Raw genomic sequence first — 26,496 nt, 5'->3', positions numbered from 1 at the left:
GTCGCGTCACCGGGCGTCGGGTCGACGCTCGAGCGTGTCCCGATCCCACGCACCGAGCCGGGCGGCGGCCTCGTAGGTGCTGTGCAGAAACTGCAGCAGTTCGGTGTCGGGATCGGCCGCGGTCCGCACCGCCTCGTAGGGCAGCACGAACTCCCCCAGTTCCGCCGAATAGTGAGCGGCATCCGGTCGCACCGGGGCTTCGCCGAATTCGTCGAGGCCGGGGTAGACGTAGGAATAGAAGGCTCCTTCGTCCCCACCACCCGGCCAGAAGCCACAGCTGCTGAGCTCGTGCGAGTAGGCCTCCGTCATCACCCGGTCGGGGCAGTTCGGGATCCCGCCGGGGTGCGGCGGGGCGGTGCGTCCGGAGAACCGGGTGCACGCGAGGTCCATCGCGCCCCAGAAGAAGTGCACCGGACCGACCTTGCCGAGGAAATCCGCCCGGAACACCTGCAGGACACGCTGGGCCTGCACGAGCTGCCGCCAGAAGAGGTGGGCGGCCTCGGCGTCGTAACTGTCGTGCTCACGGTCCTGAGCGAACGGGATCGCCGGATCCACCTCGTTGGGTGTGCCGTGGATGCGAGTCGCGATACCCAGCTCGTCCAGCGCTCCGAGGGTGCGGGTGTAGAACTCGGCTACGGGCTGTGCGACGAGAGGCACCGAACGACTGCGACCGTCGCTCGCGCGGATGTGCAGCCGGTGCTCGAAGAAGTCGAATTCGATGTCGAAGACGGAGTTCCGGTACGGGATCGACGAGGTGCTCAGCCCTCGCGGCGTGACGTACAGCGTCGTCTGCCACCAGTGGTTGACCATCGGCGCGTGAGCCATCCGGATCTTGCCGACGATCTGCAGCCACATGTGGAGGGTGTCGCGGGTCGCGGTCCATTCCGCCGTGCGCAGCCTCGGCCACGCATCACCGGAGACCGGTTCCGATTCGTTCACAACGCCTCCCTTGTCGAGGGATCGGGATCAGGAGAACGATCCGTGCCGCCCCTCCCCGGACGCGAAGCGGGCGGCCCCGCCGGCCGCATCGCTCTCTAGGGACTGCATGCCGACCGTGAACTCGAATGCGAGCGCGTCGGATTCGGAACGGCCGAACTGCGCGTGGACCGACCACCGGTCGTTGCGCATGCACGTCTGTGGGAAGCCGGCGATCTCCCGCGCCATGTCCTCGGCGACCTCGCGTGTTGTTCCCGGTTCGACCACGCGGTTGGCCAGACCGAAGTCGAGCGCTTCCGCGGCATCGACCGGACGGCCGGTCAGGATCATGTCCATGGCCCGGCTCGCGCCGATGAGGCGGGGCAGCCGAACGGTCCCGCCGTCGATCAGTGGCACACCCCACCTGCGGCAGAAGACACCGAACACCGCATCGGCGGACACCACCCGCAGATCGCACCAGATCGCCAGTTCGAGTCCGCCGGCCACCGCGTAACCCTCCACCGCCGCGATCACCGGCTTCGACAGCGACATGCGTGTCGGCCCCATCGGTCCGTCGCCGTTCTCACCGAGGACGTTCTGTTCCTCGGTCCCGATGGCCTTGAGGTTCGCTCCCGCACAGAAGTTCCCACCGTCGCCGTAGAGGACGGCGACGTCGGCGTCGGGGTCGGTGTCGAAGGCCCGGAACGCGTCGGCGAGTTCGGCGGCCATCGGACCGTCGACGGCGTTCCGGCGCTCGGGACGGGTCATGATCACCGTCGTCACCCGATCGCGTGTCTCGACGCGGATCGATTCGTACTGCGTCATGCCCGTCCTCCCCTGTTCAGCAGCATCGGCTTCCAGGGTTCGAGTCGGCCGCGGCGTGCCGTTCCCGCCAGTAGTCGCGTTCGCTCAACGGCGGTCGATCGGGATGCTTCCGGCGGTGTACTTCGACGTACCGCGCGTAGTCGTGGTCGCCCATGACGGCACCGATCCACCACCACGCACGTCGCAGTGCGGTGATCACGACAGATCCTGGTCCCGATGTTCGACGAACGCGTGCGCGGCGCCCGGTGCACGGACCTTGCCCGACGCGATGAGTTCGTCCCACTCCTTCTGCAGTTCCCGTTCCACCGGGGTCGGCACGAAACCGGCCGGGGCGAAGATCTTCGACGGCACCGCCGGGGTCTCGGTGGTGGGCATGCCTCCGGCACGGATCGATCTGATGCACACCACCACCCCGGCCACGAAGACGATCAACACGAGAACGGCGAACACGATCGACAGTGTGCCCTGGATGAAGGTGTTGCGGATGACGGCGTCTATCTCGTCCGCCGTCTTCGCCGACCCGAAGGTGGTCGCGCCGGAGTTCTTCGCGTCGACGAAGGCGCGGTGCTGCGCCCAGTAACCGACCGCACGGTCGCCGGAGAAGATCTTCTGCCACGACGCCGTCATGGTCACGATCAGATCCCACACCAACGGCACACCGGGGATCCAGGCCCACTTCACCAGGCCCTTCTTCACGACGATGGCGAGCACCACCGTCAGGGCGATCGCCGCGAGCAGCTGGTTGGCGATGCCGAACAACGGGAAGAGGGTGTTGATGCCGCCCAGCGGGTCGGTCACGCCCATCAGCAGGATCCCGCCCCACGCGGCGACCACCACGAACGAGCAGAACCAGGCACCCGGACGCCAGGACGGATCCTTGAACCGCTGTGCGGGTCCGCCGAGGTTGCCGAGCGAATCCGAGAGCATGAACCGGGCGACGCGCGTGCCGGCGTCGACGGTGGTGAGGATGAACAGCGCCTCGAACATGATCGCGAAGTGGTACCAGAACGACTTGAGGCTGTCGCCGCCGAACAGGTCGCTGAGCACCTGAGACATACCGAACGCGAGGGTCGGGGCACCACCGGTGCGGGAGATGATCGATTCCTCCCCCACGCCTTCCGCGGCGGCGGCGATCTGTTCCGGGGTGATGTCCGGTGAGCCGAGACCGAGTCCGTTGACGTAGGCGGCGGCGGTCTCGGGGGTGCCGCCGGTGAGGGCGGCCGGTGCGTTGAGCGTGAAGTACAGGTGCTGGTCGATGATGCATGCGGTGACCAGCGCCATGATCGCGACGAACGACTCGGTGAGCATGCCCCCGTAGCCGATGAGCCGGATCTGCTTCTCCTTCTCGATCAGCTTCGGGGTGGTGCCCGAGGAGATCAGCGCGTGGAATCCCGACAGTGCGCCGCACGCGATGGTGATGAACAGGAACGGGAACAACGATCCGGCGAAGGCCGGGCCGTTGCCCTCGATCGCGAAGGAGGTGACGTCGGGCATCTCCAGGACGGGACGCGCGACGAGGATGCCGATGGCCAGCAGCACGATGGTGCCGACCTTCATGAAGGTCGACAGATAGTCGCGCGGGGCGAGCAGCAGCCACACGGGCAGCACCGACGCGGCGAAACCGTAGGCGATCATCAGCCAGGAGATCGCCACCGGCGACAGGGTGAACCAGTCGGTGCCCCAGTCGGTCTCGGCTACCCATCCGCCCGCAATGATCGCGGTGACCAGCAGGACCACACCGATGAGCGAGACCTCCGCGACCTTGCCGGGACGCAGGTACCGGAGGTAGACGCCCATGAACAGGGCGATGGGGATCGTCATCGCGATGGAGAACAGACCCCAGGGGCTCTCGGCGAGGGCGTTGACGACCACCAGCGCCAGTACCGCGATGAGGATGATCATGATGACGAGGACCGCGATGATCGCGGCGACACCGCCGATGGGCCCGAGTTCCTCCCGGGCCATCTGACCGAGGCTGCGCCCGCGTCGGCGCGACGAGATCCACAGGACGAGGAAGTCCTGGACGGCACCGGCGAAGACGACGCCGACGATGATCCAGATCGTGCCGGGCAGATAACCCATCTGAGCGGCGAGCACCGGGCCGACGAGTGGGCCGGCCCCGGCGATCGCCGCGAAGTGATGGCCGAACAACACCCGACGGTCGGTCGGCATGTAGTCCTTGCCGTTCTCCAGTTCCTCGGCGGGGGTCGCACGGTCGTCGCGTGGCTGGACGATCCTGCGTTCGATGAACTTCGCGTAGAAGCGATACGCGACGAGATAGGTGCAGACGGCGGCGATGACGAACCAAACCGCGTTGATCTCTTCACCGCGGACCAGCGCGATGATCGACCAGGCGACGGCGCCCAGGATCGCGAGTACGAGGAAGACGATCCGTGCGGTCGGTGAGATCGGTGTCCGGTCGACGACACCGACAGGAGGAAGATCGGGATCGGTCCGGAGGTATTCGACCTCGCTGTTCTGTGGCGCCGGGTCCACGGCCATATCGGCTCCTCACCGGGCTCGCCGCGGGTCCGCGGAAGTCGCGACGGGCCTCGAACGTGCTCGATTCTCGACCAGCGTCACGCTACTCGCGCGCGTCGACGAAGGAACCGGAATCGATCAGCCGCGTGCGGCGATCCGCGCCTGCACCTCGGGCCGACGCAGCGGTGGGACCGTCGGCGGTGGTTGCCGCCGCTCGGGAAGGGACGCGAGCAATCTCGTGGTCGTCGCAGTGACCTCGGCGACGGCCTGCTCGAACGGTTCCCGGGTGGCGTCGGAGAGTTTGTGGATCCCGCTGACCTTACGGACGTACTGCCGCGCGGCCGCTTCGATCTCCTCGGCGGTCGCGGCCGGCTCGAGCCCGCGCAGCTCCGTGATGTTCCGGCACATGCTTCGAGGGTAGACGCCGCTCGGGTGCCGAACCATACAGTGCCGAACCGAACATCCGCGCGCCCGCTGTCCATCCGCTACAGCAATTGCTGCAGCGGATGACGAACGGGCGCGCGGATACGGACGAACAGATCAGACGCGTTCGATGATGGTCACGTTGGCCGTACCGCCACCCTCGCAGATGGTGAGCAGACCGTAGCGGCCACCGGTGCGCTCGAGCTCGTTGAGCAGCGTCGACATGAGCTTGGTGCCGGTCGCGCCGAGCGGGTGACCGAGGGCGATCGCGCCCCCGTTGACGTTGACCTTCGACGGGTCGGCGCCGATCTCCTTGATCCACGCCAGGACGACCGGCGCGAAGGCCTCGTTGATCTCGATGAGGTCGATGTCGTCGATCGTCAGACCGGTCTTCTCGAGGGCGTACTGCGTCGCCGGGATGGGAGCGGTGAGCATGAAGATCGGGTCGTCGCCGCGGGCGCTGAGGTGGTGGATGCGCGCGCGGGGCTTCAATCCGTACTTCTTCACGGCCTCGTCGGAGGCGAGCAGCACCGCGGACGCACCGTCGGAGATCTGGCTGGCGACGGCGGCGGTGAGACGACCACCCTCGACGAGCGGCTGCAGCGACGCCATCTTCTCGAGGCTGGTCTCGCGCGGGCCCTCGTCGACGGCCGCATCACCGAGCGGCACGATCTCGTTCTCGAAGCGTCCCTCGGCGATGGCAGCCTTGGCGCGCTCGTGGCTCTGCAGCGCCCACTTCTCGAGTTCCTCGCGGCTGAGGTCCCACTTCTCGGCGATCATCTCGGCGCCCTTGAACTGCGAGACCTCGTCGCTGCCGTAGCGCTCGGTCCAGCCGGTCGACCCGCCGAAGGGGGTGTCGAAGCCGTACTGCTGTCCGACGATCATGGCTGCGGAGATCGGGATCTGCGTCATGTTCTGCACGCCGCCGGCGACGATGAGGTCGGCGGTGTTGCTGAGGATCGCCTGGGCGCCGAAGTGCAGGGCCTGCTGGCTCGACCCGCACTGACGGTCGACGGTCACGCCGGGTACGTGCTGCGGGTAACCGGCGGCCAGCCACGCGGTGCGGGCGATGTTGCCGGCCTGGCCGCCGATGGCGTCGACGCAACCGAACACCACGTCGTCGACGTCGGCGGGGTCGATGCCCGTGCGCTCGACGAGCGCCTTGATCACGTGCGCGCCCAGGTCGGCCGGGTGCACGTCCGCGAGCCCACCCTTCTTCTTGCCGATGGGGGTGCGCACCGCGTCGACGATGTAGGCCTCGGTCATGATGTCTCCTTAGGAAGAATTCTGGTTCGACAGTCCGTCGAGAACGATGGAAAGGTATTGCTGGGCAACCTGGTCGATGCTGAGCGCGCCCCCCGGGCGGTACCAGCGGACCGCGACCCAGACCGTGTCGCGCAGGAACCGGAAGACGAGTTCGACGTCGAGATCCGGACGGAAGGAACCGTCGGCGACGCCGCGTTCGATCACGCCCACCCACAGGTCGCGGAACTCGATGTTGAGTTCACCGATGTAGGCGAAGCGGTCGCCTTCGAGATGCTTGGCCTCACCCTGGTAGATGGCGACGGCGGCGTGCGACCGGTCGATCGCCTCGTAGGAGGTCGTCACCAGCGCTGCGAGCGTGTCACGCGACGGCAGGTCGGACGCGACGATCTTGCGGTAGCTGTCGAACAGGTCGCCGAGGAATGCGCGCAGGATCTCGTCCACCATCGACTCCTTGGAATCGAAGTGGTGGTAGAGGCTGCCGGAGAGGATTCCCGCCGCGTCGGCGATGTCGCGCACGGTCGTGGCCCGCACACCGCGCGACGCGAACAGGTCGGCTGCGATGTCGAGCAGTTCCGCGCGGCGTCCGGACTTGCTGGAGGTGTCGTCGCGTGAGGGAGTCATGACGGACATCCTTTCAAGCCGACCGAGGGCGGGTTCATGCGCGCTGGGAGGAGACCGACACGACCTCGCCGGTCAGATAGGTCGTGTAGTCGCTGGCGAGCATCGCGATGGTTGCCGCGACCTCCCAGACCTCGGCGGCGCGGCCGTAGGCCTCACCGGCGGCGAGGTTGTCGAGCAGTTCCTCGCTGGTGACCTTCGCGAGGAAGGGGTGCCGGGCGATGGACGGGGCGACGGCGTTGATACGTACGCCGTATTCGGCGGCCTCGATCGCGGAGCAGCGGGTCAGGGCCATGACGCCGGCCTTCGCCGCCGCGTAGTGCGCCTGCGAGTGCTGGGCGCGCCAGCCGAGCACCGACGCGTTGTTGACGAGCACGCCGTTGTGGTCGACCGAGCGGAAGTAGCGCAGCGCAGCGCGGGTCGCGCGGAAGGTGCTGGTGAGGGTGATGTCGAGGACGCGATCCCACTCCTCGTCGGTCATTTCGACGACGGGCGTCTCCCCACCGAGTCCGGCGTTGTTGACGAGCACGTCGATGCGTCCGAGCCGGTCGGCGGCGCCGGCGATGAGGGCGTCGACCTGTTCGGTGGACGACACGTCGCACACGATCGTCGCGACCTGCTGTTCGGGGAACTCGGCCGCGAGCTTCTCCGCGGACTCGCCGAGCCGGCGCTCGTGGAAGTCGGAGACGAGCACGTCGGCGCCCTCGAGCAGCGCGCGACGCGCGGTGGCGAATCCGATGCCGGTGCCGGCGGCGGCGGTGACCACGACCTTCTTGTCGCGGAGCAGGCCGTGGCCGGGGGTCTCGACCGGCGGGGTCGCGAGCGGGGATGCGGGACGGGGTGTTGCGGTCACGGACGTGCCTCCCGGGGAAGGCCGAGCACGCGCTCGGCGATGATGTTGCGCTGGATCTCGTTGGATCCGCCGTAGATGGTGTCGGCGCGGGTGAACAGGAACAGCCGCTGCCATTCCGCGAGTTCGAGATGCTCGGGATCGGTGATGTCGGAGGGCTTTCCGGCATGGTCGTGATCGGGGCCGACGAGCGACGACGCTCCCTGCACGTCCATGGCGAGCTGACCCAGGTCACGGTGCCAATTGGCCCACAGCAACTTCGCGACCGAGGCCTGACCCGGGTCGGCGTCGCCGAGGGTGCGCAGGGCGTGGGCACGCATGACCCGCAGCCCGATCCGCGCGCGGGCGATGCGCTCGCGCAGGTGCGGATCGTCGATCGCACCGTTGCTCTCGGCGACGGAGACGATGTCGTCGAGTTCGCGGGCGAAGCCGATCTGCTGCCCGAGGGTGGAGACGCCGCGTTCGAAGGTCAGCAGACCCATCGCGACCTTCCATCCGTCGCCGGGGGCACCGACGACGAGGTCGGCGTCGGTGACGGCGTCGTCGAAGAAGACCTCGTTGAACTCGGAGGTGCCGGTGAGCTGCTGGATGGGCCGCACCGTGACGCCGGGCTGGTCGAGGGGTACGAGCAGGAAGCTCAGGCCGTGATGACGGCTCGAACCGGGTTCGGTCCGCGCGACGACGAAGGCCCACTGTGCGACGTGTGCGAGCGACGTCCAGACCTTCTGGCCGTTGATCACCCACTTGTCGCCCTCGAGGCGGGCGGTGGTGGAGACGTTGGCGAGGTCGGAGCCGGCTCCCGGTTCCGAGTAGCCCTGCGCCCACAGTTCAGTGACGTTGCGGATGCCGGGCAGGAAGCGCTGCCTCTGCTCCTCGGTCCCGAACGCGATGAGGGTGGGCCCGAGCAGTTCCTCACCGAGGTGGTTGACGCGCGCGGGGGCGTTCGCCTTCGCGTACTCCTCGTGGAAGATCACGCGCTGATCCATGCTCGCGCCGCGACCGCCGTACTCGGTGGGCCAGCCGATGCAGGTCCATCCGGCAGCGGCCAGATGCCGGTCCCACGCGAGTCGCTGTTCGAAGAACTCGTGTTCGCTTCCGGGTCCGCCCTTGCCCCTGAGCTCGGCGAACTCGCCGGTCAGGTTGTCTTCGAGCCACTGCCGAACGGTGGCTGCGAACTCCGCATTTTCCTGGCTCTCGCTCTCGTGCACATCCGTACGATAACCTACCAAGCAATTGCTAGGTAGGGAGCTCTGTGAACACACGACCGAGAACCACTCCGGCCGCACTCGTACGTGCCGCCGACACCTGGCCGGACCTGCTCGCGATCGCCGACGGCGACACCCGGCTGACCTTCGCACAACTGCGCGACCACGTCCGCGATTTCGCCGCGGCGCTCGTCGCCCGCGGCGTCGAACGCGGTGCGCGCGTCGTCATCTGGTCGCCCAACACGTTCCACTGGGTGATCGCGGCCCTGGGCGCGCACTGGGCCGGCGGTGTCGTCGTACCCCTCAACACCCGCTACACCGGAAGCGAGGCCGCCGACGTCGTCGAGCGCGTCCGCCCCGAGGCTCTCGTCGTGGTCGGCGAGTTCCTCGGCAGCAACCGGTACACCGAACTGAGCAAGGCCGCGCCGGAACTGTCGATCCCGACGACCGTGCGGGTCCCGCTGGGCGGGAACGACGCGCCGACCGACGGGGTCGTCGAGTGGGCGGACTTCCTGTCCTCCGCCACCGACGCCGCCCGCACCGAAGCCGACGCGCGCGCCGCGGCCGTGACCCCCGACGACGTCTCCGACATCCTGTTCACCTCGGGCACGACCGGCCGCAGCAAGGGCGTGCTCAGCGCCCACCGTCAGTGCATCGGTGTCGCGCAGGCGTGGGCTGAGTGCGCCGAACTGACGACCGACGACAACTACCTGATCATCAACCCGTTCTTCCACAGCTTCGGGTACAAGGCCGGTTTCGTCGCCGCACTGCTCGAGGGCTCCACCGTCATCCCCCTCGCGACCTTCGACGTGGAGAAGGTCATGGCGATGGTCGCGGCCGAGCGCATCAGCGTGCTCCCGGGCGCCCCGACGATCTACCAGTCCATCCTCGACCACCCGCGTCGCGGCGAGTACGACCTGAGCAACCTGCGCATCGCCGTCACCGGCGCCGCACCCGTGCCCGTCTCCCTCGTCGAACGCATGCAGAACGAACTGAGCTTCGACGCGGTGCTCACCGCCTACGGGCAGACCGAGGCGGTCGTCGCGACGATGTGCCGCACCGACGACGATCCCGTCACCGTCTCCACTTCGTCCGGACGCGCCACCGCCGAGTTCGAGGTGCGCATCGGCGACAAGGGTGAGATCCTGCTGCGCGGCCCGAACGTCATGCTCGGTTATCTCGACGATCCCGAGGCCACCGCCAAGACCGTCGACGAGGACGGATGGCTGCACACCGGTGACGTCGGAACCCTCGACGAGCGCGGCTATCTCGACATCACCGACCGCCTCAAGGACATGTACATCAGCGGCGGATTCAACGTCTATCCGGCGGAGGTCGAAGCGGCACTGCTGCGTCTGCCGGGAGTCCACGAGGTCGCGGTGATCGGTGTCCCCGACGAGCGCATGGGTGAGGTCGGCCGGGCGTTCGTGGTCCCGCTGGACGGACATCCGCTCACCGAGGACGACGTGATCGCGTATGCCCGAGAGAAACTCGCCAACTTCAAAGCGCCGCGATCGGTTCGGTTCGTCGATGCGCTACCCCGAAATCCGTCCGGCAAGGTACTGAAGAACGTTCTGCGTGAGGAGAAGTCATGACCGTCCCGTTCGAGCCCGATGTCGTCACCTACGAGGTGCGCGACGGCGTCGCGATCGTCACTCTCAACCGACCCGACTACCGCAACGCCCAGAACTCGGTCATGACCTACGCGCTCGACGCCGCCTTCGAGAGGGCCGTCGAGGACGACGAGGTCAAGGTGATCGTGCTGGCCGGCAACGGCAAGCACTTCTCCGCCGGCCACGATCTGGGCACCCCGGGCCGCGACCACCACGTCCACTACGACAACAAGGCCGTGATGTGGTGGGACCACGTCGACAAGCCCGGCGGCGACCAGCGCTACGCCCGTGAGATGGAGGTATACCTGGGGATGTGCCGCCGCTGGCGCGAGATCCCCAAGCCCACCATCGCGTCGGTACAGGGCGCCTGCATCGCCGGCGGTCTCATGCTGGCGTGGGTGTGCGACCTGATCGTCGCGTCCGAGGACGCCTTCTTCTCCGATCCCGTGGTGCGCATGGGCATCCCGGGTGTCGAGTACTTCGCGCACCCGTGGATCCTCGGAACGCGCTTCGCGAAGGAGATCCTCTACACCGGTGACCGTTTCAGTGCCCAGCGCGCCTACGAGGTGGGCATGGTCAGCCGCGTCGTGCCGCGTGAGGAACTCGAGAACGAGACCCTCGCCCTCGCCGCCCGCATCGCGGAGATGCCGCGCTTCGGTCTCGCGCTCACCAAGCGCGCCGTCAACCAGTGTGAGGACCAGATGGGCATGCGCAACGGCATGGACTCGGTCTTCGGCCTGCACCACTTCGCACACGCGCACAACGCCGAGGTTGGAGCCGACTCGCTCGGCGGCATGAACGCCAAGTCGATGGCCGCGAGCGCCCGTCCGGTGGAAGGGGCGAAGTAGTGGATCTGCAGCTCGACGACACCACCCTCGCGTTCCGCGACGAGGTACGCGCCTTCCTCGCCGAGAACGTCCCCAAGACGCCGCTGAAGTCGATGGACACGGCCGAGGGCTTCGAAGAACACCGGCAGTGGGAGCGGACCCTCGCCGATGCACGCCTGTCGGTCGTCTCCTGGCCCGAGGAACTCGGCGGCCGCGACGCGACCCTCGAGCAGTGGGTCGTGTTCGAGGAGGAGTACTACCGCGCCGGTGCACCCGGCCGGGTGAGCCAGAACGGCATCTTCCTGCTCGCCCCCACCCTGTTCGAGCACGCCCACCCCGAGCAGCTCGCCCGCATCATGCCGCGCATGGCCCGGGCCGACGACATCTGGGCCCAGGCCTGGTCGGAACCCGAGTCCGGCTCCGACCTCGCGTCGCTGCGCTCGACCGCCACGAAGGTCGACGGCGGCTGGCTGCTCAACGGCCAGAAGACGTGGAGCTCGCGGGCGTCCTACGCCGACATGGGCTTCGGTCTGTTCCGCTCCGACCCGGAGGCCCAGCGGCACAAGGGCATCACCTACTTCATGTTCGATCTGCGGGCCGAGGGCGTCACCGTGCGACCGATCCCGCAGCTCGACGGTGAGCCGGGCTTCGCGGAGATCTTCCTCGAGGACGTCTTCGTCCCCGACGACCCGGAGCGTCCCGGTGAGTCCGGTGTGATCGGTGCGGTGAACGAGGGATGGCGGGTCGCGATGAGCACCGCCTCCAACGAGCGCGGTCTGTCGCTGCGTGCGCCGGGCCGTTTCCTGGCGGCCACCGACCGGCTGCTGCGCGCCTACGGCGAATCCGACCTCCACGGCGACACCGCGCTGCGCAACCGCGTCGCCGACGCGTGGATCGGGGCCCGCGCCTACGAGCTGTCGACCTGGGCGACCGTCACGCGCCTGACCGCAGGCGGGCAGCTCGGCGCCGAATCGTCGATCAACAAGGTGTTCTGGTCCGAGTGGGACATCGCCGCGCACGAGACGGCGCTCGACCTGCAAGGCGCGGACGCCGAACTCGTCGACGGCTGGACCGACGGTTATCTGTTCTCGCTGTCGGGCCCGATCTACGCCGGTACCAACGAAATCCAGAAGAACGTCATCGCCGAGCGGCTGCTCGGCCTTCCGAGGGGTGATCGATGAGATTCGCACTCGACGAGTCCCATGAGGACTTCGCGTCCAGTATCGACGCCCTGCTCACCAAGTCGGACATGCCGCAGGTGATCCGTGCATGGAACAGCGGCGACACGGCACCGGGTCTGCAGGTGTGGGAGCGACTGGCCGAGACCGGCGTCAACGGTCTGCTCGTCGCCGAGGAGCACGACGGCCTCGGGGCCGACGCGGTCGACCTCGTCGTCGCCGTCGAACAGCTCGGCCGCCACGCCGTACCCGGCCCGGTGGTCGAAACCGTCGCGGTGGCACCGGTTCTGCTCGCCGCCGTGGCACCCGAGCGTCTCGGTCCTCTTGCCGCCGGCTCGCTCGCCACCGTCGCGATGCTCCCCCACGCGCCGTACGCGGTCGACGCGCACGTCGCCGACCTCGCGCTGCACGTGGCCGGCGGCACCGTTTCGGTCGGCACCGCCGGAGACACGCGCGAGTCGGTCGATCGGTCGCGCACGCTCGCCTCGCTCACCGTCGGCGAGTCGCTCGGATCCGCCGATACCGCTGCGGCTTTCGACATCGGTGTCCTCGCGTCCGCAGCTCAGCTCCAGGGCCTGGGCCGGACCCTGCTCGACACCACCGTCGAGTACGCGCAGCAACGCAAGCAGTTCGGTCGCGCGATCGGCTCCTTCCAGGCGGTCAAGCACCATCTCGCCGAGGTGGCGGTCGCGCTGGAGATGGCACATCCGCTGCTGCACGGCGCGGCCATCGCCGTCCGCGACGAGCTGTCCACCGCGTCCCGGGATGTCTCGGCCGCGAAGGTCGCGTGCGGCGACGCCGCCTATCTCGCCGCGCGTACGGCCTTGCAGGTGCACGGCGCCATCGGCTACACCCAGGAATACGATCTGTCGCTGTGGATCACGAAGGTCCGCGCGCTCGTCACCGCGTGGGGCACCCCCGACGAGCACCGGGCACGCGTGGTCGCGGCACTCGAGAGCGAGGCGTCGTGACGTTCGAGACGGAAGAGCGCGCCGCACTGCGGGACTCGGTGCGCACCCTGCTCGCCAAGCACTCCGATTCGGCTGCCGTCCGGCGGGCGATCACCACCGGCAGCGGGTACGACGACGAACTGTGGACGATGCTCGTCGAGCAGGTCGGGGTCGCAGCCCTCGCCGTCCCGGAGGAATACGACGGTGTGGGCGCCTCGTGGGTCGAGACCCACGTGGTGCTCGAGGAACTCGGCCGCACGCTCACGCCGTCGCCGTTCCTGGGGTCGGCAGTGCTCGCGGCGCAGACCGTGCTGCTGTCCGGTGACGCCGACGCGGCGGCGCGTCTGCTCCCCGGCATTGCCGCCGGCGAGGTCGTCGCGGTGTGCTGGGCTTCGGCCGCCGGCTGGCAGCGTCGCGGCGTGAGCGCCGAGGGCGACGTGCTGACCGGAACCGCGCACTACGTGCTCGGCGGCGACATCGCGTCCACCCTGCTCGTGCTCGCCGCCGACGGTGACACGGTCGGCCTGTTCGAGGTCGATCCGGAGACCGACGGGGTGTCGCGGCGCCGCGTGCCCACGATGGATCCCACGCGTTCCCTCGCGGAGGTGTCGTTCTCGGCGGTGACCGGTCGTCGCCTGGCGTCGTCCGACGATCTCGTCGACCGGTTGCGGGCGTCCGCGGCGATCGCCCTGTCGGCCGAGCAGGTGGGCGCCGCGCAGGCCGTGCTCGACCTGACCGTCGACTACGCGAAGAACCGCAAGCAGTTCGGTCGCGCGATCGGGTCGTTCCAGGCGCTCAAGCACCGCATGGCCGACATGTACGCGCTCGTGGAGACGGCGCGGTCGATGTCGTATGCGGCTGCGTTGTCGCAGGATCCGCAGGACGCGTACGCGGCGAAGATCTACTGTTCGGAGGCCTTCCAGCAGGTCGCGTCGGAGGCCGTGCAGCTGCACGGCGGGATCGCGATCACCTGGGAGCACGACGCGCAGTTGTTCTTCAAGCGGGCGCACGGCAGCGCCCAGTTGTTCGGGCAACCGCGCGAATACCTGAGCGCGGTATCCGCCTGAGCAATATCGTCGGCGGCGATCCCTGCGAAAGATCGGTGATGTGCCTCCTCGATTCCTCGGTTCCGCTTCCCGTTCGTCCCCGCCGCGTCCTCGTGGCGGGGACGTCCGGTTCCGGCAGGACGACCCTCGCCGCGAGGATCGGGGAGATCCTCGACCTTCCGCACGTCGAGATCGACGGGCTCCACCACGGACCGAACTGGACGCCGCGTCCGTCCTTCCGCGAGGACGTCGAGGAGTTCACCGCGCAACCACGCTGGGTGACGGAGTGGCAGTACACCGCGGTGCGGCCGCTGCTCGTCGAGCGCGCCGATCTGCCGGTCGTGCGGCTGACGAGCCGCCGGGAGGTCGATGCGTGGGCGGCGCTCCTCGCCTCCCGTCCCCCGACGGGTGAGTTCGACACCGACGGGTGAGTTCGACACCGACGGGTCGGAGGACACCTGATCGTCCGGGATTCCTCGCGCCCGCCGCGGCGGCTCGCTAACGTCGGAAAGATGACACCTCCCACGATCACGCTGAACTCCGGAACGACGATCCCGCAGCTGGGCCTGGGAGTCTGGCAGGCCACCAACGACGAGACCGAACGCGCGGTCCGATACGCGATCGACGAGGCCGGTTACCGGCACATCGATACGGCCGCGGCCTACGGCAACGAGGAAGGCGTCGGCCGCGCGCTCGCCGCGTCGTCGGTGCCGCGCGAGGACATCTTCGTCACCACGAAGCTGTGGAACGCCGATCAGGGTTACGAGCCGGCGCTGAAGGCCTTCGACACGAGCCTGAAGAAGCTGGGCACCGAGTACGTCGACCTGTACCTGATCCACTGGCCGCTGCAGGACCGCGAGCGGATCCTGCGCACCTGGGACGCCCTCGAGAAGATTGCCGAGTCCGGGCGTGCGAAGGCGGTCGGGGTGTGCAACTTCGAACCGCACCACCTGCAGTTGCTGGTCGATCGCGGCGGGCTGCCGCCGGCGGTGGATCAGGTGGAGTTGCATCCGCACCTGCCGCAGCAGGAGATCCGCCGGTTCGGGTCCGAACACGGCATCGCCGTGGAGTCGTGGAGCCCGCTCGGGGGCACGAGCAACTCGGGCTGGGGTCCGAACTCGAAGCCGAACACCCTGCTCGTCGACCCGATCGTCACGCGCATCGCCGACCGCCACAGCAAGTCGGCCGCGCAGGTGCTCATCCGCTGGCATCTGCAGAACGGGCTGATCGTCATCCCGAAGTCGGTGCACGAGCAGCGCATCTCCCAGAACATCGACGTCTTCGACTTCGAACTCGACGAGCTCGACCTCAGCGAACTCGACACGCTCGACGACGGCACGCGGGTGGGCGCGCATCCCGACGAGATGAATATCGGCGCCCCCGCCTGATCCCTTCCCTCCGGAACTGGAACGTGTTCTCATTGTCGGGGTACGCACGTCCGACTTCCGGAAGGCAGCGATGAGCGAGACGACGACGCATCTGGTGCTGGGCAAGCCGGTCACGATGCCCGTGCAGGTCCGAACGGCCACGGCGTTCATGGGTATGTTCTCGGTTCCCGTGCGCCCCGCGCAGGAACTCGTCGCCCACACCGGGCTCGAGATCCTGCAGTACCGGCCGGGCCACGGGATCTGCACGCTCGTCTTCGTGGACTACGTCGACGGGGACCTCGGCCCGTACAACGAGTTCGGGGTGTGCTTCCTCGTCCGCAACCATCACAACCGCGGCGACGGCATCGTCGGCGACTGGCGGAGTTTGGTCGGCGGGCAGGCCGGTGCACTCATCCACCACCTGCCCGTCGACGGAGACTTCACTCTCGCGGCGGGGCGCGGCATCTGGGGTTTCCCGAAGACCCTCGCCGACTTCGACGCCGACCACGACAGCAGCACCAAGCGCGGTTCGGTCTCCGCCGACGGAGCGCTGATCGCCGAACTGACCGTGGCGCCCGGACTCCCGGTGCCGGGCAAGGGTCTCGCCGCCTCGCTCGCTGCCTACTCGCACATCGACGACGTCACCCGGTGCACGACCTGGGAGATGAATCCGAGCGGGGTACGCACCCGGCTCGGCGGCGCGACCCTTCGGTTGGGGACGCATCCGATCGCCGACGAGCTGCGATCGCTCGGTCTGCCGCGACGCGCACTGGCCTCGTCGTCGATCCCCGATCTGCGGATGACCTTCGGCGACGCGACCGTCGTCTGACGATCCTCAGGACTCAGGAGAGCGCGCCCGAGACGGCGAGGACGATCACCGCGACACCCAGCAGGGTGTCGAGCACACCGCAGAACTCCGCCAGCGAGCGGGCGACCACGGTGTTCCGGCGGAAGTGGATGTAGTCCCACGCGGCGTGACCGAGCAGTCCGAACCCGACGATCACTCCCGCCGGGACGGGGGTGACCGTCACCGCGGCCACCGCGACGGCACCGAAACCCAGCATGGCCACGGCCGACGGCCCGACGAGCATCGCCCGGCCGGCCGGGGTGCGCACGAGTCCGTAGACGGCGCCGGCGGCACCGAGCGCGACCATCACGACGGCGATCTCGACCGGCACTCCGAACGCGACGACGGCGACCTTGCCGACGCCGATCAGCGCGACGGCGCCGAGGAACAGGGGCCAGGCCGCGCTGCGACGGCCCAGTACGGCGGCACCGAGATAGACGAGTGCCGCGCCGGTGAGGATCGCCGGGAAGTCGGTGCCCCCGTCCGCGAGGACGAACGCGGCGAGGGCGACTGCGACGAGGCTCGGCCACCGGCGCAGCACCCCTCGTAGCAGCGCCTTCGGGTCGATGCCGGTCGCAGGTCGATCGACGGGAACGGTGATGTCGGAGCTCGTCATGAGGATCCGCCCTGAGTTGAACAGTGATGTTCGAGTTGATGGTCAGCGTAACCTGAACATCAGTGTTCAACAAGAGGAGGATCCGTGACCACCCACGATGCTTCCCCCCGCACCAGGAAACGTGCGGACGCCGAGCGGAACATCGAGGCGATCCTCGAGGCCGCGCGCATCGCGCTGAGTCGTGATCCCGACGCGAGCATCGGGGAGATCGCCAAGGCCGCCGGCGTCGGGCGTGTCACCCTCTACGGCCACTTCCCCACTCGCGCAGAACTCGTCACCGCGGTGGTGCAGCGCGCGCTCGCCGAGGCGGAGGAGTCCGTGGACCGGATCGACCTCACGGGTGATCCCCGCGACGCCCTGCATCGCCTGATCGCGGGTTCGTGGTCGCTGACCGCCGACGCCGGGGCGCTGCTCGCCGCCGCCGACCAAGCGCTTCCCGCCGAGGACGTCCGCGCCGCGCACGACGGCCTCCTCGCCCGCGCGACCGATCTCATCGAGCGCGGCCGTGCCGAGGGGGTCTTCCGCACCGACCTGTCGTCGTCCTGGCTGGCGTCGGTCCTTCACAGCCTGGTCCACTGTGCCGCAACCGAAGTCGCGGCAGGACGGCTGGCGGAGGAGGACGCCGCCGATCACATCGCTGCGACGGCTCTGTCGTCGTTCACCCCGCCCGCCTGAGCGGGGGATCAGCCGGACGCGATCACGCCGTCGACGTTCTGACGCTCGCGGAGCCGGGTGACCGTGTCGTGCAGGTGCTCGTCGAGCAGGCGCCGCACGTCGTCGCGGTCGGCGGTGCGGATCGCCTCCCGCAGCACGACGTGCTCGTCCACCTGCACGTGCAGATCGGGATAGGTGGTCTGCAGCGCGCCGAGGCACATCCGCGTCTCGACGAGCAGCGTGCGGGCCGCTCGCACGAGCCGCGGGCTCTCGGCACTGGCCACGAGGATCTCGTGGAAACGCCGGTCGCCGTCCGAGACACCGGTGGCGTCCTCGCGTTCGGCGGCGGTGCGCATCTCCTCGATCGCGGGTTCGAGGGCCTTCCACGTCTGTTCGCGACGGCCGTCCAGCACCAGATCGAGGGCGCCGCCCTCGATGACCCAGCGGCTGCGGTAGATGTCGACGACGTCGTCGAAGGTGAGCTCGGTGACGAAGATGCCCCGGTTGCGGATGCTGTAGAGCAGACCTTCGGACAGCAACCGCTGCATGGCTTCTCGCAGCGGTCCCCGGGAGACCTGGAAGTGCGCGGCGAGTTCGGCTTCGCCCAGCTGTTCCCCGGGACCGAGTGCACCCCGGACGATGGCCGACCGGATCTGTTCGGCGATGAGCTCGGCCGTGGACGGCCGGGTGACAGGACGTAGATCTTCCAGATCACCGAGCACCATGATCGGTCTCCTCCTCGAACAGTGAGCCCAGCTCCGGGCATTCCACTGTATATCCGGCGAGTTCCAGGCCGTGCCACACGGTGACCTGGTTGGCGGTCAGCACGGGCTTGCCGGTCTCCTTCTCGAGCTCCCGCATGATCCGCAGCGTGTGCATCGCGGTGTCGGGCACCAGGACCGCCTGCGCGTCGGGATGATCGTTGGTCCTCGCGAATTCGAGGACGGCCTCGTCGGTCAGGGTGCCGACCTCGGCGGCGGTGTCGATGCCGGCGTCGGCGAGCGAGACGACGTCGACCCCGGCGTCCGCGAGGAAGGCGACGAACAGTTCGGCGACATCCCGCGGATAACTCGCCGCCACGGCCACCCGGGTGATATCGAGCGCTCGCAGTGCGGCGACGAACGCGATGCTCGTGCTCGTCGTGGGCACGCCTCCCGCATCCCGGGAGAGTTGCTCGACCTGGGTGCGTACCCCCTCGGGTCCGTACACGAAGCTGCCCGACGTGCACGCCCACACGAGGGCGTCGAGGGACTCGTCCGCGAACTGCGCCGCTCCCCCGGCGAGCTTGGCCGGGCTCCCGAGGTCGAGGAGTTCGGGAACGGCGTGCAGATCGGTTCCGTAGATGTGGGCGACGGGCAGGTTCACCCCCAGGAGTTCGGCGGCGAACGGGTAGTCGTCCTCGGCGGCATGATCCGGGTAGACGATCCCGACGGTCGGACGGTCACGATGCATTCAGAACACTCCTCTCAACCACTTCCCCGGCCCGGTCATGGGCAGCTTCATCCGTCCCAGGCACGCCCAGATGGTGAGCTGGTTGGCCGTGAGGATCGGCTTGCCGAGTTCCCGTTCGAGCGGCGCGATCAGGTCGTAGGTCGGCAGGTTGGTGCAACTGACGAAGATCGCCTGTGAGTCCGGGGTGTCGGCCCCGATGATGTGTTCGGCGATGGTGCGGTAGTTGACCTTCCAGATGCCGCCGCCGAGCCCGAGATGTGACGACCGGACGACCTCGGTTCCGGCCTCCTTCAGGAAGTCGTGCAGCAGGTCGGTGAGTTCCCGGTCGTAGGGGGTGATCACCGAGATGCGGGTGAGGTCGAGTGTGTGGAGGGCTTCGAGCAGCGCTCCGGAGGTCGTGACCGCGCACGATGCGCCCGCTTCGCAGATCGCGTCGCACAGGGCCTTCTCGTAGGCAACCCCGTTGACGAAACTGCCCGAGGTACACAGATAGGCAACGACTTCCGGTTCCACCGACAGCACGTCGCGGGTCGCGACCATGAGGTGCCGTCGGTCGGACACCAGCTCGGCCATGGCACGGCTGACCGGCACCGGCTCGTAGGGGGTTCGAGCGAGGTGCAGTGTCACCTCGAGCGGCGCCCATCGCCACAGTTCTCGTTCCAGGGCGAGATCGAAGGGTGCGATCACACCGATGCCCCGCTGAGCCAGAGGACCTTCGAATTCGGGAATGTTCAGTTCCATACGGTCCCTCGGCTTCGTCAAGAGTTCCCTCAGCCTTGAGGATTGTTGACAATAATACGAGGCGCTCATACGGTGTCAACGTGGATGCCCAGCCGGTCGTTGCAGTGCTTCATGCCGAAGCCGTGCCGGATCGTGCGTGGATGGCCCCGGTGGCCGAGCACGCCACGGTCCGCTACACCGACGCCGCCGGTCTGGCCGACGCGCTCGACGGCGCCGACATCCTCTTCGCGTACGACTTCCTCACCGACGCGCTGCCCGCAGCCTGGCACGCCGCAGCGTCCCTGAAGTGGATCCATGTCGCCGCGGCCGGGGTCGACGCCCTCATGTTCCCCGAGCTGCGCGACAGCGACGTGGTCGTCACCAACTCCCGCGGAGTCTTCGACGGGGCGATCGCCGAATACGTGCTCGCCCAGATACTCTCCTTCGCCAAGGACATCCCCGAATCGCTGCGGCTCCAGCACGAGCACATCTGGAAGCACCGGGAATCCGAACGCATCGCCGGGCGCTCCGTGCTCGTCGTCGGCACCGGCCCGATCGGTCGCGCGATCGCCCGCCTGCTCTCCGCCGTGGGAATGACGGTCCGGGGCTCGGGCCGACGCTCTCGCGACGACGACCCCGATTTCGGCACCGTCACCGCGACCGCCGACCTTCCGGCCGCCCTGGCCGACGTCGATTTCGTCGTCGTGGCCGCACCTCTCACGGATCAGACCCGGCACCTGTTCGACGCCCGGATGTTCGCCGCGATGAAGCCGCAGGCGCGCTTCGTCAACGTCGGGCGTGGCGAGCTCGTGCGCACCGACGATCTGGTCGAGGCGCTGCGGTCGGGCACGATCGCCGGCGCCGCGCTCGACGTGCTCGACGTCGAGCCGCTCCCCGAGGGCCATCCGCTCTGGGACATGCCGAACGTCTCGATCACCCCGCACAATTCGGGGGATTTCGTGGGCTGGCGCGACGCGCTGGTGGACGTCTTCGTCGACAACTTCCACCGTCACCGCAGTGGCGGACCTCTTCGGAACGTGGTGGACAAGAAGCTGGGTTACGTGCCCGGCGCGTGAGAGTCGGCATCGTCCGACGAGAAGGAGGCACGATGGAGCCCACAGACATGACCGCCGTCGAACTCGTGTCGGCGTTCTCCTCGGGCGAGTTGTCTCCCGTCGAGGTGACGCGGGCCGTGCTCGATCGGATCGCGGCGCACGATCGCGAGATCAACTCGTTCTGCCTCGTCGACGAGGAGAAGGCCCTCGACCAGGCGCGCAGGTCCGAGGAGCGGTGGCGGACCGGCTATTCGAAGGGCCTGCTCGACGGGGTCCCCATCTCGATCAAGGACGTCTTCCTCACCGACGGATGGCCGACCCTGCGGGGTTCGCAGGCCATCGACGAGAACCAGGACTGGAACGTCGACAGCCCGGTCGCGGCCCGGCTGCGCGAGGACGGAATGGTGTTGGTGGGCAAGACCACGACCCCGGAGATCGCGTGGAAGGCGGTGACCGATTCGGCACTCTACGGGGTGACCACGAATCCCGCCGACACGACGAAGACCGCCGGTGGCTCGTCCGGAGGCAGCGCGGCGGCGGTCGCGGCCGGCTTCGGTCCGTGCTCCGTCGGCACCGACGGTGGGGGCAGCATCCGCATCCCCGCTTCGTTCTGCGGCGTCGTGGGTTTCAAGCCCACCCACGGCCGGATCCCGATCTTCCCCGCCAGCCCGTTCGGGCCGCTCGCGCACGCCGGGCCGATCACCCGGACGGTCGAGGACGCGGCGCTGCTCACCGACATCCTCGCGCTGCCCGACCCCCGGGACCCGACGGCCCTCGCGCCGCCGCTGACGACCTTCCGCGGAGGCCTCAACCGCGAAGTGGTGGGAATGGACGTCGCCTACTCCAAGACCCTCGGCTACGTCGACGTGGACCCCGAGGTCGGTGAGATCGTCGACCGGGCGGTCCGCGTCCTCGACGAGGCCGGACTGCGCGTGACCGCCGCCGACCCCGGTTTCACCGACCCGCTCGAGGCCTTCGAGAACCTCTGGGCGGCAGGCGCGGCCACGATGCTGAAGACCTTCCCCGAGGGCACGCGGGACAAGGTGGACCCCGGCCTCGGACGCGTGTGGTCCCACGGCGAACAACTCGGTGCCGTCGATTATCTCGAGGCCCGCGCGGTCGCCGCGGCGGTCGGCATCACGATGGGGATCTTCCACCAGAAGTACAACGTGCTGATCACCCCGACGATGCCGGTCCCCGCCTTCGAGGCCGGCCACGACGTGCCTCCGGGTTCGACGTTGACCTCGTGGCCGCAGTGGACCCCGTTCACCTATCCCTTCAATCTCACGCAACAGCCGGCCATCAGCATCCCCGTGGGCACCACCTCGGCCGGTCTGCCCGTGGGTCTGCAGATCGTCGGGCCGCGGCATTCGGACGACCTGCTGCTCGCCGTCGCGCGGTTCGCCGAGTACGCGTTGAGCTGAGACGGGAAGAGCACCACGGGAAACGGCACCGCACATTGTGTGCGGTGCCGTTTCCCCTGCAACGACCGTCTATGCGCGTGCGAAGCTCAACGTCTCCCCCACGACCCCCTGGATCCACAGGTCGTTGCACGCGACGGCAAGTTCGGGCAGGCCCTCCTCGATGGTCGCGAAGACGTTGCCCGGTACCCATCCCACATCGCCGTTGAGCAACAGATTGTTCCGGCCGTAGAACAACGCGAGGTCGGTCGCTCCCTGCTGCGCATGGGCCTGCGATCCGGGTTCGTAACCGTATGCGGGATTGCCGATCTCCCACGGTTCGAAGTCGAACAGGCACACATCCCCGGGGATCGGCGTCACCGTCGGGTTCTCCCGGTGCGGTGCCGCCGTGATCCTCGGGACGAGGGTGTAGAGCTCGTTGCGGGCGTACTTGGCGTGGAACGCCGAGCCGCTCTGCGGCAGGGCGTCCCACACCGCCGCGCAGGTCAGCGGCGCCTCGTCGTCGAGAAGCCGTGCTCTGCACGTGATGTCGCGCTTGTCGAGAGTGATCGTGATGTATCGGGGCACGCGGACTCCCTCGTTCGACGGATTATCGGACCTCGGCGAGGACCTCGGACCAGATCCCGAGCGCATCCTCGATCTGCTGGGTGGTGACGATCAGCGGTGGGATCATGCGCACCACGTTCATGTGTGCGCCGCAGGTCAACAGCAGCAACCCCTTCTGCGCGGCGAGTTGTTGCGCTGCGGTCGCCCGTTCCCGGTCGGGCGCTCCGTCGGTGGTGAACTCGAGGCCCACCATGAGACCGAGACCGCGCACGTCACCGATGAAGTCGGTCGTGTGCTCCCGTGCGCCGGAGAGCAGTTCACGCCCGCGCGCGGCGGCGTTGTCGACGAGCCCCTCCTTCTCGATCACGTCGAGAGTGGCGACGGCCGCCGCGCACGAAACCGCATTCGCCCCGTACGTGCCGCCCTGTGATCCCGGACGGGCGCGCTCCATGAGTTCCTCGGAGGCGGCGATACCCGACAGCGGGAAACCGCTCGCGAGACCCTTGGCGATGGTGATGATGTCGGGTCGCACGTCGAAATGCTGATGGCCGAAGAACTTTCCGGTCCGCCCGAATCCGGTCTGGATCTCGTCGAAGACGAGCAGGATGCCGTGTTCGTCGGCCCGCTGCCGCAGCCCCCGGAAGAACCGGGTGTTGCCGGGGATGTAACCGCCCTCGCCCAGGACCGGTTCGACGACGAAGGCCGCGATCTCGTCCGGTGCCACGAGGGTCGCGAACAGGTAATCCAGTTCCTGCAGGGCGAAATCGGTCGCCTCCTCTTCCGACCAGCCGTAGCGGTAGGCGGTGGGGAACGGAGCGACGTGCACACCGCTCATGAGCGGCGAGAACCCTGCGGAGAAGCGGGTTCCCGAGGTCGTCATCGTGGCGGCCGCAACGGTCCGGCCGTGGAATCCGCCGTGGAAGACGACGATTCCGGGTCGTCCCGTCGCCTGGCGGGCCAGACGCAGCGCCGCCTCGACGGCTTCACTGCCCGAATTGGCGAAGAACAGCGAGTCGAGTCCTTCGGGGAGCACCGCGCCCAGGCGTTCGGTGAGTTCGAGCAGGGGCCGGTGCATCACGGTCGTGTACTGCCCGTGGATGAGCGAGCCGATCTGCCGGCGGGCGGCCTCGACGACGTGCGGGTGACAGTGACCGGTACTCGTGACGCCGATGCCGGCGGTGAAGTCGAGATACCGACGTCCGTCGGTGCCGTGGACGTAACAGCCCTCGGCGTGGTCGACGGTGACGGGCGTTGCCTGCAGCAGGCGGGGTGAAAGACGGGTCATGACGATCCCTCCGAACAGCCGAGGGCGCGAACCCTCGTGCCGGTTGTCGGATTGTTGACAATATGGATAACACGTGGGGATGGTCGACGCAACGGCGAGCGGTGTAACGGCAGCGTTTCGTCACTCGCACTGGAGGGCATCCGCACAGCAGGAAGCCGCATCGCCCACGGATGAGGACATCATGATCAGCAACGACGACATCGACACCCTCGCTCGCGCCACCGCGTACGGACCGGACGGCGACAAGCTCGGACGAGTCGGAGAGGTGTACCTGGACAACGACACGGGCCGACCTGCCTGGATCACCGTCGTCACGGGTCTGTTCGGAACGCGCCGGCACTTCGCCCCCATCGACGAAGCCGAACTCGACAGCTCCGGAGTGCGCCTGCCCTTCGACAAGGACACCATCACCGGTGCGCCGAACATCGACGAGAACGGTGAGCTGACCCCGCTCGAGGAGGACGAGCTGTACCGCTACTACCGCCGGTTCGGGGACACCTCTGCCGAAGGTGGAACCACCGGCGACCGGGGCGGATTCACGGACGATCGGGGTGGACCGACCGACGACCGGAGCGGCCTCGACGAGCGGAGCGCGGCCGGTGGGGGTCTCGTCGGCGGCGCAGCCGGCGGTGGTCCGGCCGGTACCGGAGCACCGCACACCGGCGAGTCGTACGGCACCACCGCGCCGGTGGGAACCGGACAGTCGCCCACCGCGGGGACCGCGCACTCGCCGACCGCGGGGACCGCGCACTCGCCCACCGCGGGGACCGCGCAGTCGCCTACCGCGGGGACCGCGCACTCGCCGACAGCGGGCGCCGGGCATTCACCGACGCCGCCCGACGTCGCGCGTGAGGAGATCGCCGGGAACTACCGGCCGAGCGAGGGCCAGCGGGACGAATCGCTCGAGCACTCGATGCCCGGACATACCGCGTCGACGCCGTCCACACCCTCCGGCACCGCGCACTCGGCGGCGGACACCGCCCGCCACGCGGCTTCCGGCACCGGTACCGGCAGCGATCAGGAGATCGTCGGCCCGGGACCGACGGGACCGGCGCACTTCACGCCGCCGCAGTCGGCCGACACCGACACGAGCACGGCCGACGCGAAGGCTGACACGGCAGGCGGCGCGGACGCCGACCGGCAGCGCAAGCCGCGCCTGGTGCGCCGCGTCGTGACCACGGAGTACTACGAGGAGTCGCCGGACGACGCAACCGACACCGACCGTTCCTGATCCCCACACGAAGCCGGGACGACCACATCCGATGTGGCCGTCCCGGCTTCGTCGTGCGGTACTCACGGTCTGCGATCTACAACCAGGTGTCCTCCGTGACAGAGGTGAGGAACGCTTCGAGATCGTCTCGCCAGGGCGCCGGAGTCGTCTTCTCCGGTTCGATCCCGGTGTACTGCCCGCGGTAGAAGAGCAGCGGGCGTTCCTTCTCGTCGCGCACCTCGCTCAGCGACGAGACGCGACCGAACACCACCCAGTGGTCTCCCCCGTCGTGCACCGTCTCGACCGTGCAATCGATGTGCGCGAGCGATCCCGTCAGGACGGGTGAGCCCAACGGAGAGGGTGTCCAGTCGAGTCCGGCGAACTTGTCGGGTTCGCGGGAACCGAACCGCGCGCAGGTCTCCTGTTGTTCCTCGGCGAGGACGTTGACGCAGAAGCGGCCCGCTCGTTCGATGGCCGCCCACGACCGCGACTGCTTCGTGGGGCAGAACAACACGAGCGGCGGGTCGAGCGACAACGCCGCGAACGACTGGCACGCGAATCCCACAGGCGTCCCGTCGTCCTCGGTGGTGGTGATGACGGTGACGCCGGTGCAGAACTGCCCGAGCACGGTGCGGAAGGCCCGCGGGTCGATCGCACCGTTCTCTCCGGCCTCCGGCGCGGTCATTACTGCATTCCCACCGAGAAGTCGTGGCCCCACAGGCTCACGGCCGTGGATTCACGGGCGATCCAGTCGTCGTCCTCGACCTGCAGCCCCTCGCAACCGAATTCGACGTCGAATCCGCCGGGGGTCTTCATGTAGAAGGACAGCATCTTGTCGTTGACGTGGCGGCCGAGCGTCGCCGACATCTTGACCTTCTTCCGCAGCGCATCCGGATTCAACTCTGGAGTCGACGGCCGTCACTTGATCGTATTGCGCAACGGTCCGTGGCCGGCGGGAGCGAAGACCCAGGCGGCGGTCGCCGAGTTCACGCGCGCCGGGGGAAGGACGATCCCGTTCTCGCCGGAAGACGCGCGCACGTTCGCCACACTGCGAACCATGCTCGACGACAGGCCCGAGAATCTCGACGCCTGGTTGCGATCCCGGCGCCCCGCACACGGGACCGAT

28 protein-coding genes and 1 pseudogene are annotated in these 26,496 nt (G+C 68.4%); 12 read left to right on the top strand and 17 right to left on the bottom strand.

The features are described 5' to 3' along the window. Window positions 1-6: 6 nt before the first annotated feature. From AC0LPE_RS02755 to AC0LPE_RS02715, 9 genes are all read right to left on the bottom strand, one after another. Complete coding sequence (locus AC0LPE_RS02755; protein WP_106200686.1) at window positions 7-939, bottom strand: DUF5996 family protein; 933 nt, start codon at window positions 937-939, stop codon at window positions 7-9. 27 nt (window positions 940-966) lie between these two features. Continuing rightward, window positions 967-1,740, bottom strand: a complete 774-nt coding sequence (locus tag AC0LPE_RS02750; protein ID WP_059382535.1) for a crotonase/enoyl-CoA hydratase family protein — start codon at window positions 1,738-1,740, stop codon at window positions 967-969. A 16-nt stretch (window positions 1,741-1,756) separates the two neighbouring features. Next, complete coding sequence (locus tag AC0LPE_RS02745; protein WP_189637500.1) at window positions 1,757-1,939, bottom strand: YbdD/YjiX family protein; 183 nt, start codon at window positions 1,937-1,939, stop codon at window positions 1,757-1,759. Beyond that, on the bottom strand, window positions 1,936-4,242 hold the full coding sequence (locus AC0LPE_RS02740; RefSeq protein WP_059382536.1) for a carbon starvation CstA family protein: 2,307 nt from the start codon (window positions 4,240-4,242) through the stop codon (window positions 1,936-1,938). The genes AC0LPE_RS02745 and AC0LPE_RS02740 overlap by 4 nt, the downstream gene beginning before the upstream one ends. 117 nt (window positions 4,243-4,359) lie before the next feature. After that, entirely contained in the window at window positions 4,360-4,629 is a 270-nt protein-coding gene (locus tag AC0LPE_RS02735) for a DUF2277 domain-containing protein (protein WP_059382537.1), read from the bottom strand. 132 nt (window positions 4,630-4,761) lie between these two features. Further along, window positions 4,762-5,910: an acetyl-CoA C-acetyltransferase gene (locus AC0LPE_RS02730; protein WP_455408039.1), complete on the bottom strand. Its 1,149-nt coding sequence runs from the start codon at window positions 5,908-5,910 to the stop codon at window positions 4,762-4,764. Between the two features lie 9 nt (window positions 5,911-5,919). After that, window positions 5,920-6,531, bottom strand: a complete 612-nt coding sequence (locus AC0LPE_RS02725) for a TetR/AcrR family transcriptional regulator (protein ID WP_088897583.1) — start codon at window positions 6,529-6,531, stop codon at window positions 5,920-5,922. A 34-nt stretch (window positions 6,532-6,565) separates the two neighbouring features. Next, on the bottom strand, window positions 6,566-7,381 hold the full coding sequence (locus AC0LPE_RS02720; RefSeq protein ID WP_490605557.1) for an SDR family oxidoreductase: 816 nt from the start codon (window positions 7,379-7,381) through the stop codon (window positions 6,566-6,568). Then, complete coding sequence (locus AC0LPE_RS02715) at window positions 7,378-8,586, bottom strand: acyl-CoA dehydrogenase family protein (protein ID WP_258261131.1); 1,209 nt, start codon at window positions 8,584-8,586, stop codon at window positions 7,378-7,380. Before AC0LPE_RS02715 ends, AC0LPE_RS02720 begins: the two co-directional genes overlap by 4 nt. A 44-nt stretch (window positions 8,587-8,630) precedes the next feature. On the opposite strand from AC0LPE_RS02715, the gene AC0LPE_RS02710 reads away from it, so the two are divergent. From AC0LPE_RS02710 to AC0LPE_RS02675, 8 genes are all read left to right on the top strand, one after another. Then, window positions 8,631-10,178, top strand: coding sequence for a FadD3 family acyl-CoA ligase (locus tag AC0LPE_RS02710; RefSeq protein WP_088897586.1), 1,548 nt, complete (start codon window positions 8,631-8,633; stop codon window positions 10,176-10,178). Beyond that, a complete protein-coding gene (locus AC0LPE_RS02705) occupies window positions 10,175-11,044 on the top strand; it encodes an enoyl-CoA hydratase (RefSeq protein ID WP_019290144.1) in 870 nt (289 codons plus the stop codon). Before AC0LPE_RS02710 ends, AC0LPE_RS02705 begins: the two co-directional genes overlap by 4 nt. Next, complete coding sequence (locus AC0LPE_RS02700; protein ID WP_088897587.1) at window positions 11,044-12,204, top strand: acyl-CoA dehydrogenase family protein; 1,161 nt, start codon at window positions 11,044-11,046, stop codon at window positions 12,202-12,204. Before AC0LPE_RS02705 ends, AC0LPE_RS02700 begins: the two co-directional genes overlap by 1 nt. Further along, a complete protein-coding gene (locus AC0LPE_RS02695; protein ID WP_160877762.1) occupies window positions 12,201-13,172 on the top strand; it encodes an acyl-CoA dehydrogenase family protein in 972 nt (323 codons plus the stop codon). The genes AC0LPE_RS02700 and AC0LPE_RS02695 overlap by 4 nt, the downstream gene beginning before the upstream one ends. After that, window positions 13,169-14,218, top strand: a complete 1,050-nt coding sequence (locus AC0LPE_RS02690; protein ID WP_160877764.1) for an acyl-CoA dehydrogenase family protein — start codon at window positions 13,169-13,171, stop codon at window positions 14,216-14,218. The genes AC0LPE_RS02695 and AC0LPE_RS02690 overlap by 4 nt, the downstream gene beginning before the upstream one ends. 38 nt (window positions 14,219-14,256) lie before the next feature. Continuing rightward, window positions 14,257-14,628: a P-loop NTPase family protein gene (locus AC0LPE_RS02685; RefSeq protein ID WP_490605556.1), complete on the top strand. Its 372-nt coding sequence runs from the start codon at window positions 14,257-14,259 to the stop codon at window positions 14,626-14,628. Between the two features lie 81 nt (window positions 14,629-14,709). After that, a complete protein-coding gene (locus tag AC0LPE_RS02680; RefSeq protein WP_490605555.1) occupies window positions 14,710-15,585 on the top strand; it encodes an aldo/keto reductase in 876 nt (291 codons plus the stop codon). 70 nt (window positions 15,586-15,655) lie between these two features. Next, window positions 15,656-16,393, top strand: coding sequence for an acetoacetate decarboxylase family protein (locus AC0LPE_RS02675; RefSeq protein WP_160877770.1), 738 nt, complete (start codon window positions 15,656-15,658; stop codon window positions 16,391-16,393). Between the two features lie 13 nt (window positions 16,394-16,406). Here AC0LPE_RS02675 and AC0LPE_RS02670 read toward each other — a convergent pair whose 3' ends face one another. Next, complete coding sequence (locus AC0LPE_RS02670; protein WP_490605554.1) at window positions 16,407-17,027, bottom strand: hypothetical protein; 621 nt, start codon at window positions 17,025-17,027, stop codon at window positions 16,407-16,409. Between the two features lie 84 nt (window positions 17,028-17,111). Between AC0LPE_RS02670 and AC0LPE_RS02665 the strand changes: the two genes are divergently transcribed. After that, window positions 17,112-17,702, top strand: a complete 591-nt coding sequence (locus tag AC0LPE_RS02665) for a TetR family transcriptional regulator (protein ID WP_160877774.1) — start codon at window positions 17,112-17,114, stop codon at window positions 17,700-17,702. Between the two features lie 8 nt (window positions 17,703-17,710). Here the strand turns inward: AC0LPE_RS02665 and AC0LPE_RS02660 are convergent, their stop codons facing one another. From AC0LPE_RS02660 to AC0LPE_RS02650, 3 genes are read right to left on the bottom strand one after another with little or no spacing between them, the layout of a single operon-like run. After that, window positions 17,711-18,406: a GntR family transcriptional regulator gene (locus tag AC0LPE_RS02660; protein ID WP_016694730.1), complete on the bottom strand. Its 696-nt coding sequence runs from the start codon at window positions 18,404-18,406 to the stop codon at window positions 17,711-17,713. Continuing rightward, the gene (locus AC0LPE_RS02655) at window positions 18,393-19,133 is read right to left on the bottom strand and encodes a maleate cis-trans isomerase family protein (RefSeq protein ID WP_397518204.1); all 741 of its coding nucleotides are present in this window, start codon (window positions 19,131-19,133) and stop codon (window positions 18,393-18,395) included. The genes AC0LPE_RS02660 and AC0LPE_RS02655 overlap by 14 nt, the downstream gene beginning before the upstream one ends. Continuing rightward, entirely contained in the window at window positions 19,134-19,874 is a 741-nt protein-coding gene (locus AC0LPE_RS02650) for a maleate cis-trans isomerase family protein (protein WP_397518205.1), read from the bottom strand. Between the two features lie 140 nt (window positions 19,875-20,014). On the opposite strand from AC0LPE_RS02650, the gene AC0LPE_RS02645 reads away from it, so the two are divergent. Continuing rightward, window positions 20,015-20,929, top strand: coding sequence for a D-2-hydroxyacid dehydrogenase (locus AC0LPE_RS02645; RefSeq protein WP_490606302.1), 915 nt, complete (start codon window positions 20,015-20,017; stop codon window positions 20,927-20,929). A gap of 32 nt (window positions 20,930-20,961) precedes the next feature. Then, window positions 20,962-22,332, top strand: a complete 1,371-nt coding sequence (locus tag AC0LPE_RS02640) for an amidase (protein WP_490605553.1) — start codon at window positions 20,962-20,964, stop codon at window positions 22,330-22,332. 69 nt (window positions 22,333-22,401) lie between these two features. Here AC0LPE_RS02640 and AC0LPE_RS02635 read toward each other — a convergent pair whose 3' ends face one another. Both AC0LPE_RS02635 and AC0LPE_RS02630 read right to left on the bottom strand, forming a co-directional pair. After that, on the bottom strand, window positions 22,402-22,896 hold the full coding sequence (locus AC0LPE_RS02635; protein WP_088897599.1) for a DUF3830 family protein: 495 nt from the start codon (window positions 22,894-22,896) through the stop codon (window positions 22,402-22,404). A gap of 22 nt (window positions 22,897-22,918) precedes the next feature. Further along, entirely contained in the window at window positions 22,919-24,160 is a 1,242-nt protein-coding gene (locus AC0LPE_RS02630; RefSeq protein ID WP_088897600.1) for an aspartate aminotransferase family protein, read from the bottom strand. Window positions 24,161-24,341: 181 nt separating this feature from the next. Between AC0LPE_RS02630 and AC0LPE_RS02625 the strand changes: the two genes are divergently transcribed. Then, window positions 24,342-25,391: a PRC-barrel domain-containing protein gene (locus AC0LPE_RS02625; protein ID WP_490605552.1), complete on the top strand. Its 1,050-nt coding sequence runs from the start codon at window positions 24,342-24,344 to the stop codon at window positions 25,389-25,391. Window positions 25,392-25,467: 76 nt separating this feature from the next. Here the strand turns inward: AC0LPE_RS02625 and hsaB are convergent, their stop codons facing one another. Together hsaB and AC0LPE_RS02615 are read right to left on the bottom strand one after the other, a co-directional pair. Beyond that, entirely contained in the window at window positions 25,468-26,055 is a 588-nt protein-coding gene (gene hsaB, locus AC0LPE_RS02620) for a 3-hydroxy-9,10-secoandrosta-1,3,5(10)-triene-9,17-dione monooxygenase reductase subunit (RefSeq protein ID WP_016693305.1), read from the bottom strand. Continuing rightward, window positions 26,055-26,258 (bottom strand): annotated as a pseudogene (locus AC0LPE_RS02615) (VOC family protein); the annotation flags it as partial. The pseudogene AC0LPE_RS02615 and the gene hsaB, both read right to left, overlap by 1 nt. Between the last annotated feature and the right edge of the window lie 238 nt (window positions 26,259-26,496).

Source organism: Rhodococcus sp. S3, from assembly GCF_058211795.1.
Note: the sequence above shows the minus strand (reverse complement) of the source record. Positions and strands in the feature narration are given on the sequence as shown.

Coding starts and splice junctions, on each gene's coding strand:
- AC0LPE_RS02630 (WP_088897600.1), bottom strand. CDS start 24,160: ATGACCCGTCTTTCACCCCGCCTGCTGCAGGCAACGCCCGTCACCGTC.
- AC0LPE_RS02730 (WP_455408039.1), bottom strand. CDS start 5,910: ATGACCGAGGCCTACATCGTCGACGCGGTGCGCACCCCCATCGGCAAG.
- AC0LPE_RS02660 (WP_016694730.1), bottom strand. CDS start 18,406: ATGGTGCTCGGTGATCTGGAAGATCTACGTCCTGTCACCCGGCCGTCC.
- AC0LPE_RS02650 (WP_397518205.1), bottom strand. CDS start 19,874: ATGGAACTGAACATTCCCGAATTCGAAGGTCCTCTGGCTCAGCGGGGC.
- AC0LPE_RS02685 (WP_490605556.1), top strand. CDS start 14,257: ATGTGCCTCCTCGATTCCTCGGTTCCGCTTCCCGTTCGTCCCCGCCGC.
- AC0LPE_RS02675 (WP_160877770.1), top strand. CDS start 15,656: ATGAGCGAGACGACGACGCATCTGGTGCTGGGCAAGCCGGTCACGATG.
- AC0LPE_RS02625 (WP_490605552.1), top strand. CDS start 24,342: ATGATCAGCAACGACGACATCGACACCCTCGCTCGCGCCACCGCGTAC.
- AC0LPE_RS02655 (WP_397518204.1), bottom strand. CDS start 19,133: ATGCATCGTGACCGTCCGACCGTCGGGATCGTCTACCCGGATCATGCC.
- AC0LPE_RS02680 (WP_490605555.1), top strand. CDS start 14,710: ATGACACCTCCCACGATCACGCTGAACTCCGGAACGACGATCCCGCAG.
- AC0LPE_RS02740 (WP_059382536.1), bottom strand. CDS start 4,242: ATGGCCGTGGACCCGGCGCCACAGAACAGCGAGGTCGAATACCTCCGG.
- AC0LPE_RS02705 (WP_019290144.1), top strand. CDS start 10,175: ATGACCGTCCCGTTCGAGCCCGATGTCGTCACCTACGAGGTGCGCGAC.
- hsaB (WP_016693305.1), bottom strand. CDS start 26,055: ATGACCGCGCCGGAGGCCGGAGAGAACGGTGCGATCGACCCGCGGGCC.
- AC0LPE_RS02695 (WP_160877762.1), top strand. CDS start 12,201: ATGAGATTCGCACTCGACGAGTCCCATGAGGACTTCGCGTCCAGTATC.
- AC0LPE_RS02670 (WP_490605554.1), bottom strand. CDS start 17,027: ATGACGAGCTCCGACATCACCGTTCCCGTCGATCGACCTGCGACCGGC.
- AC0LPE_RS02750 (WP_059382535.1), bottom strand. CDS start 1,740: ATGACGCAGTACGAATCGATCCGCGTCGAGACACGCGATCGGGTGACG.
- AC0LPE_RS02640 (WP_490605553.1), top strand. CDS start 20,962: ATGGAGCCCACAGACATGACCGCCGTCGAACTCGTGTCGGCGTTCTCC.
- AC0LPE_RS02735 (WP_059382537.1), bottom strand. CDS start 4,629: ATGTGCCGGAACATCACGGAGCTGCGCGGGCTCGAGCCGGCCGCGACC.
- AC0LPE_RS02645 (WP_490606302.1), top strand. CDS start 20,015: ATGGCCCCGGTGGCCGAGCACGCCACGGTCCGCTACACCGACGCCGCC.
- AC0LPE_RS02725 (WP_088897583.1), bottom strand. CDS start 6,531: ATGACTCCCTCACGCGACGACACCTCCAGCAAGTCCGGACGCCGCGCG.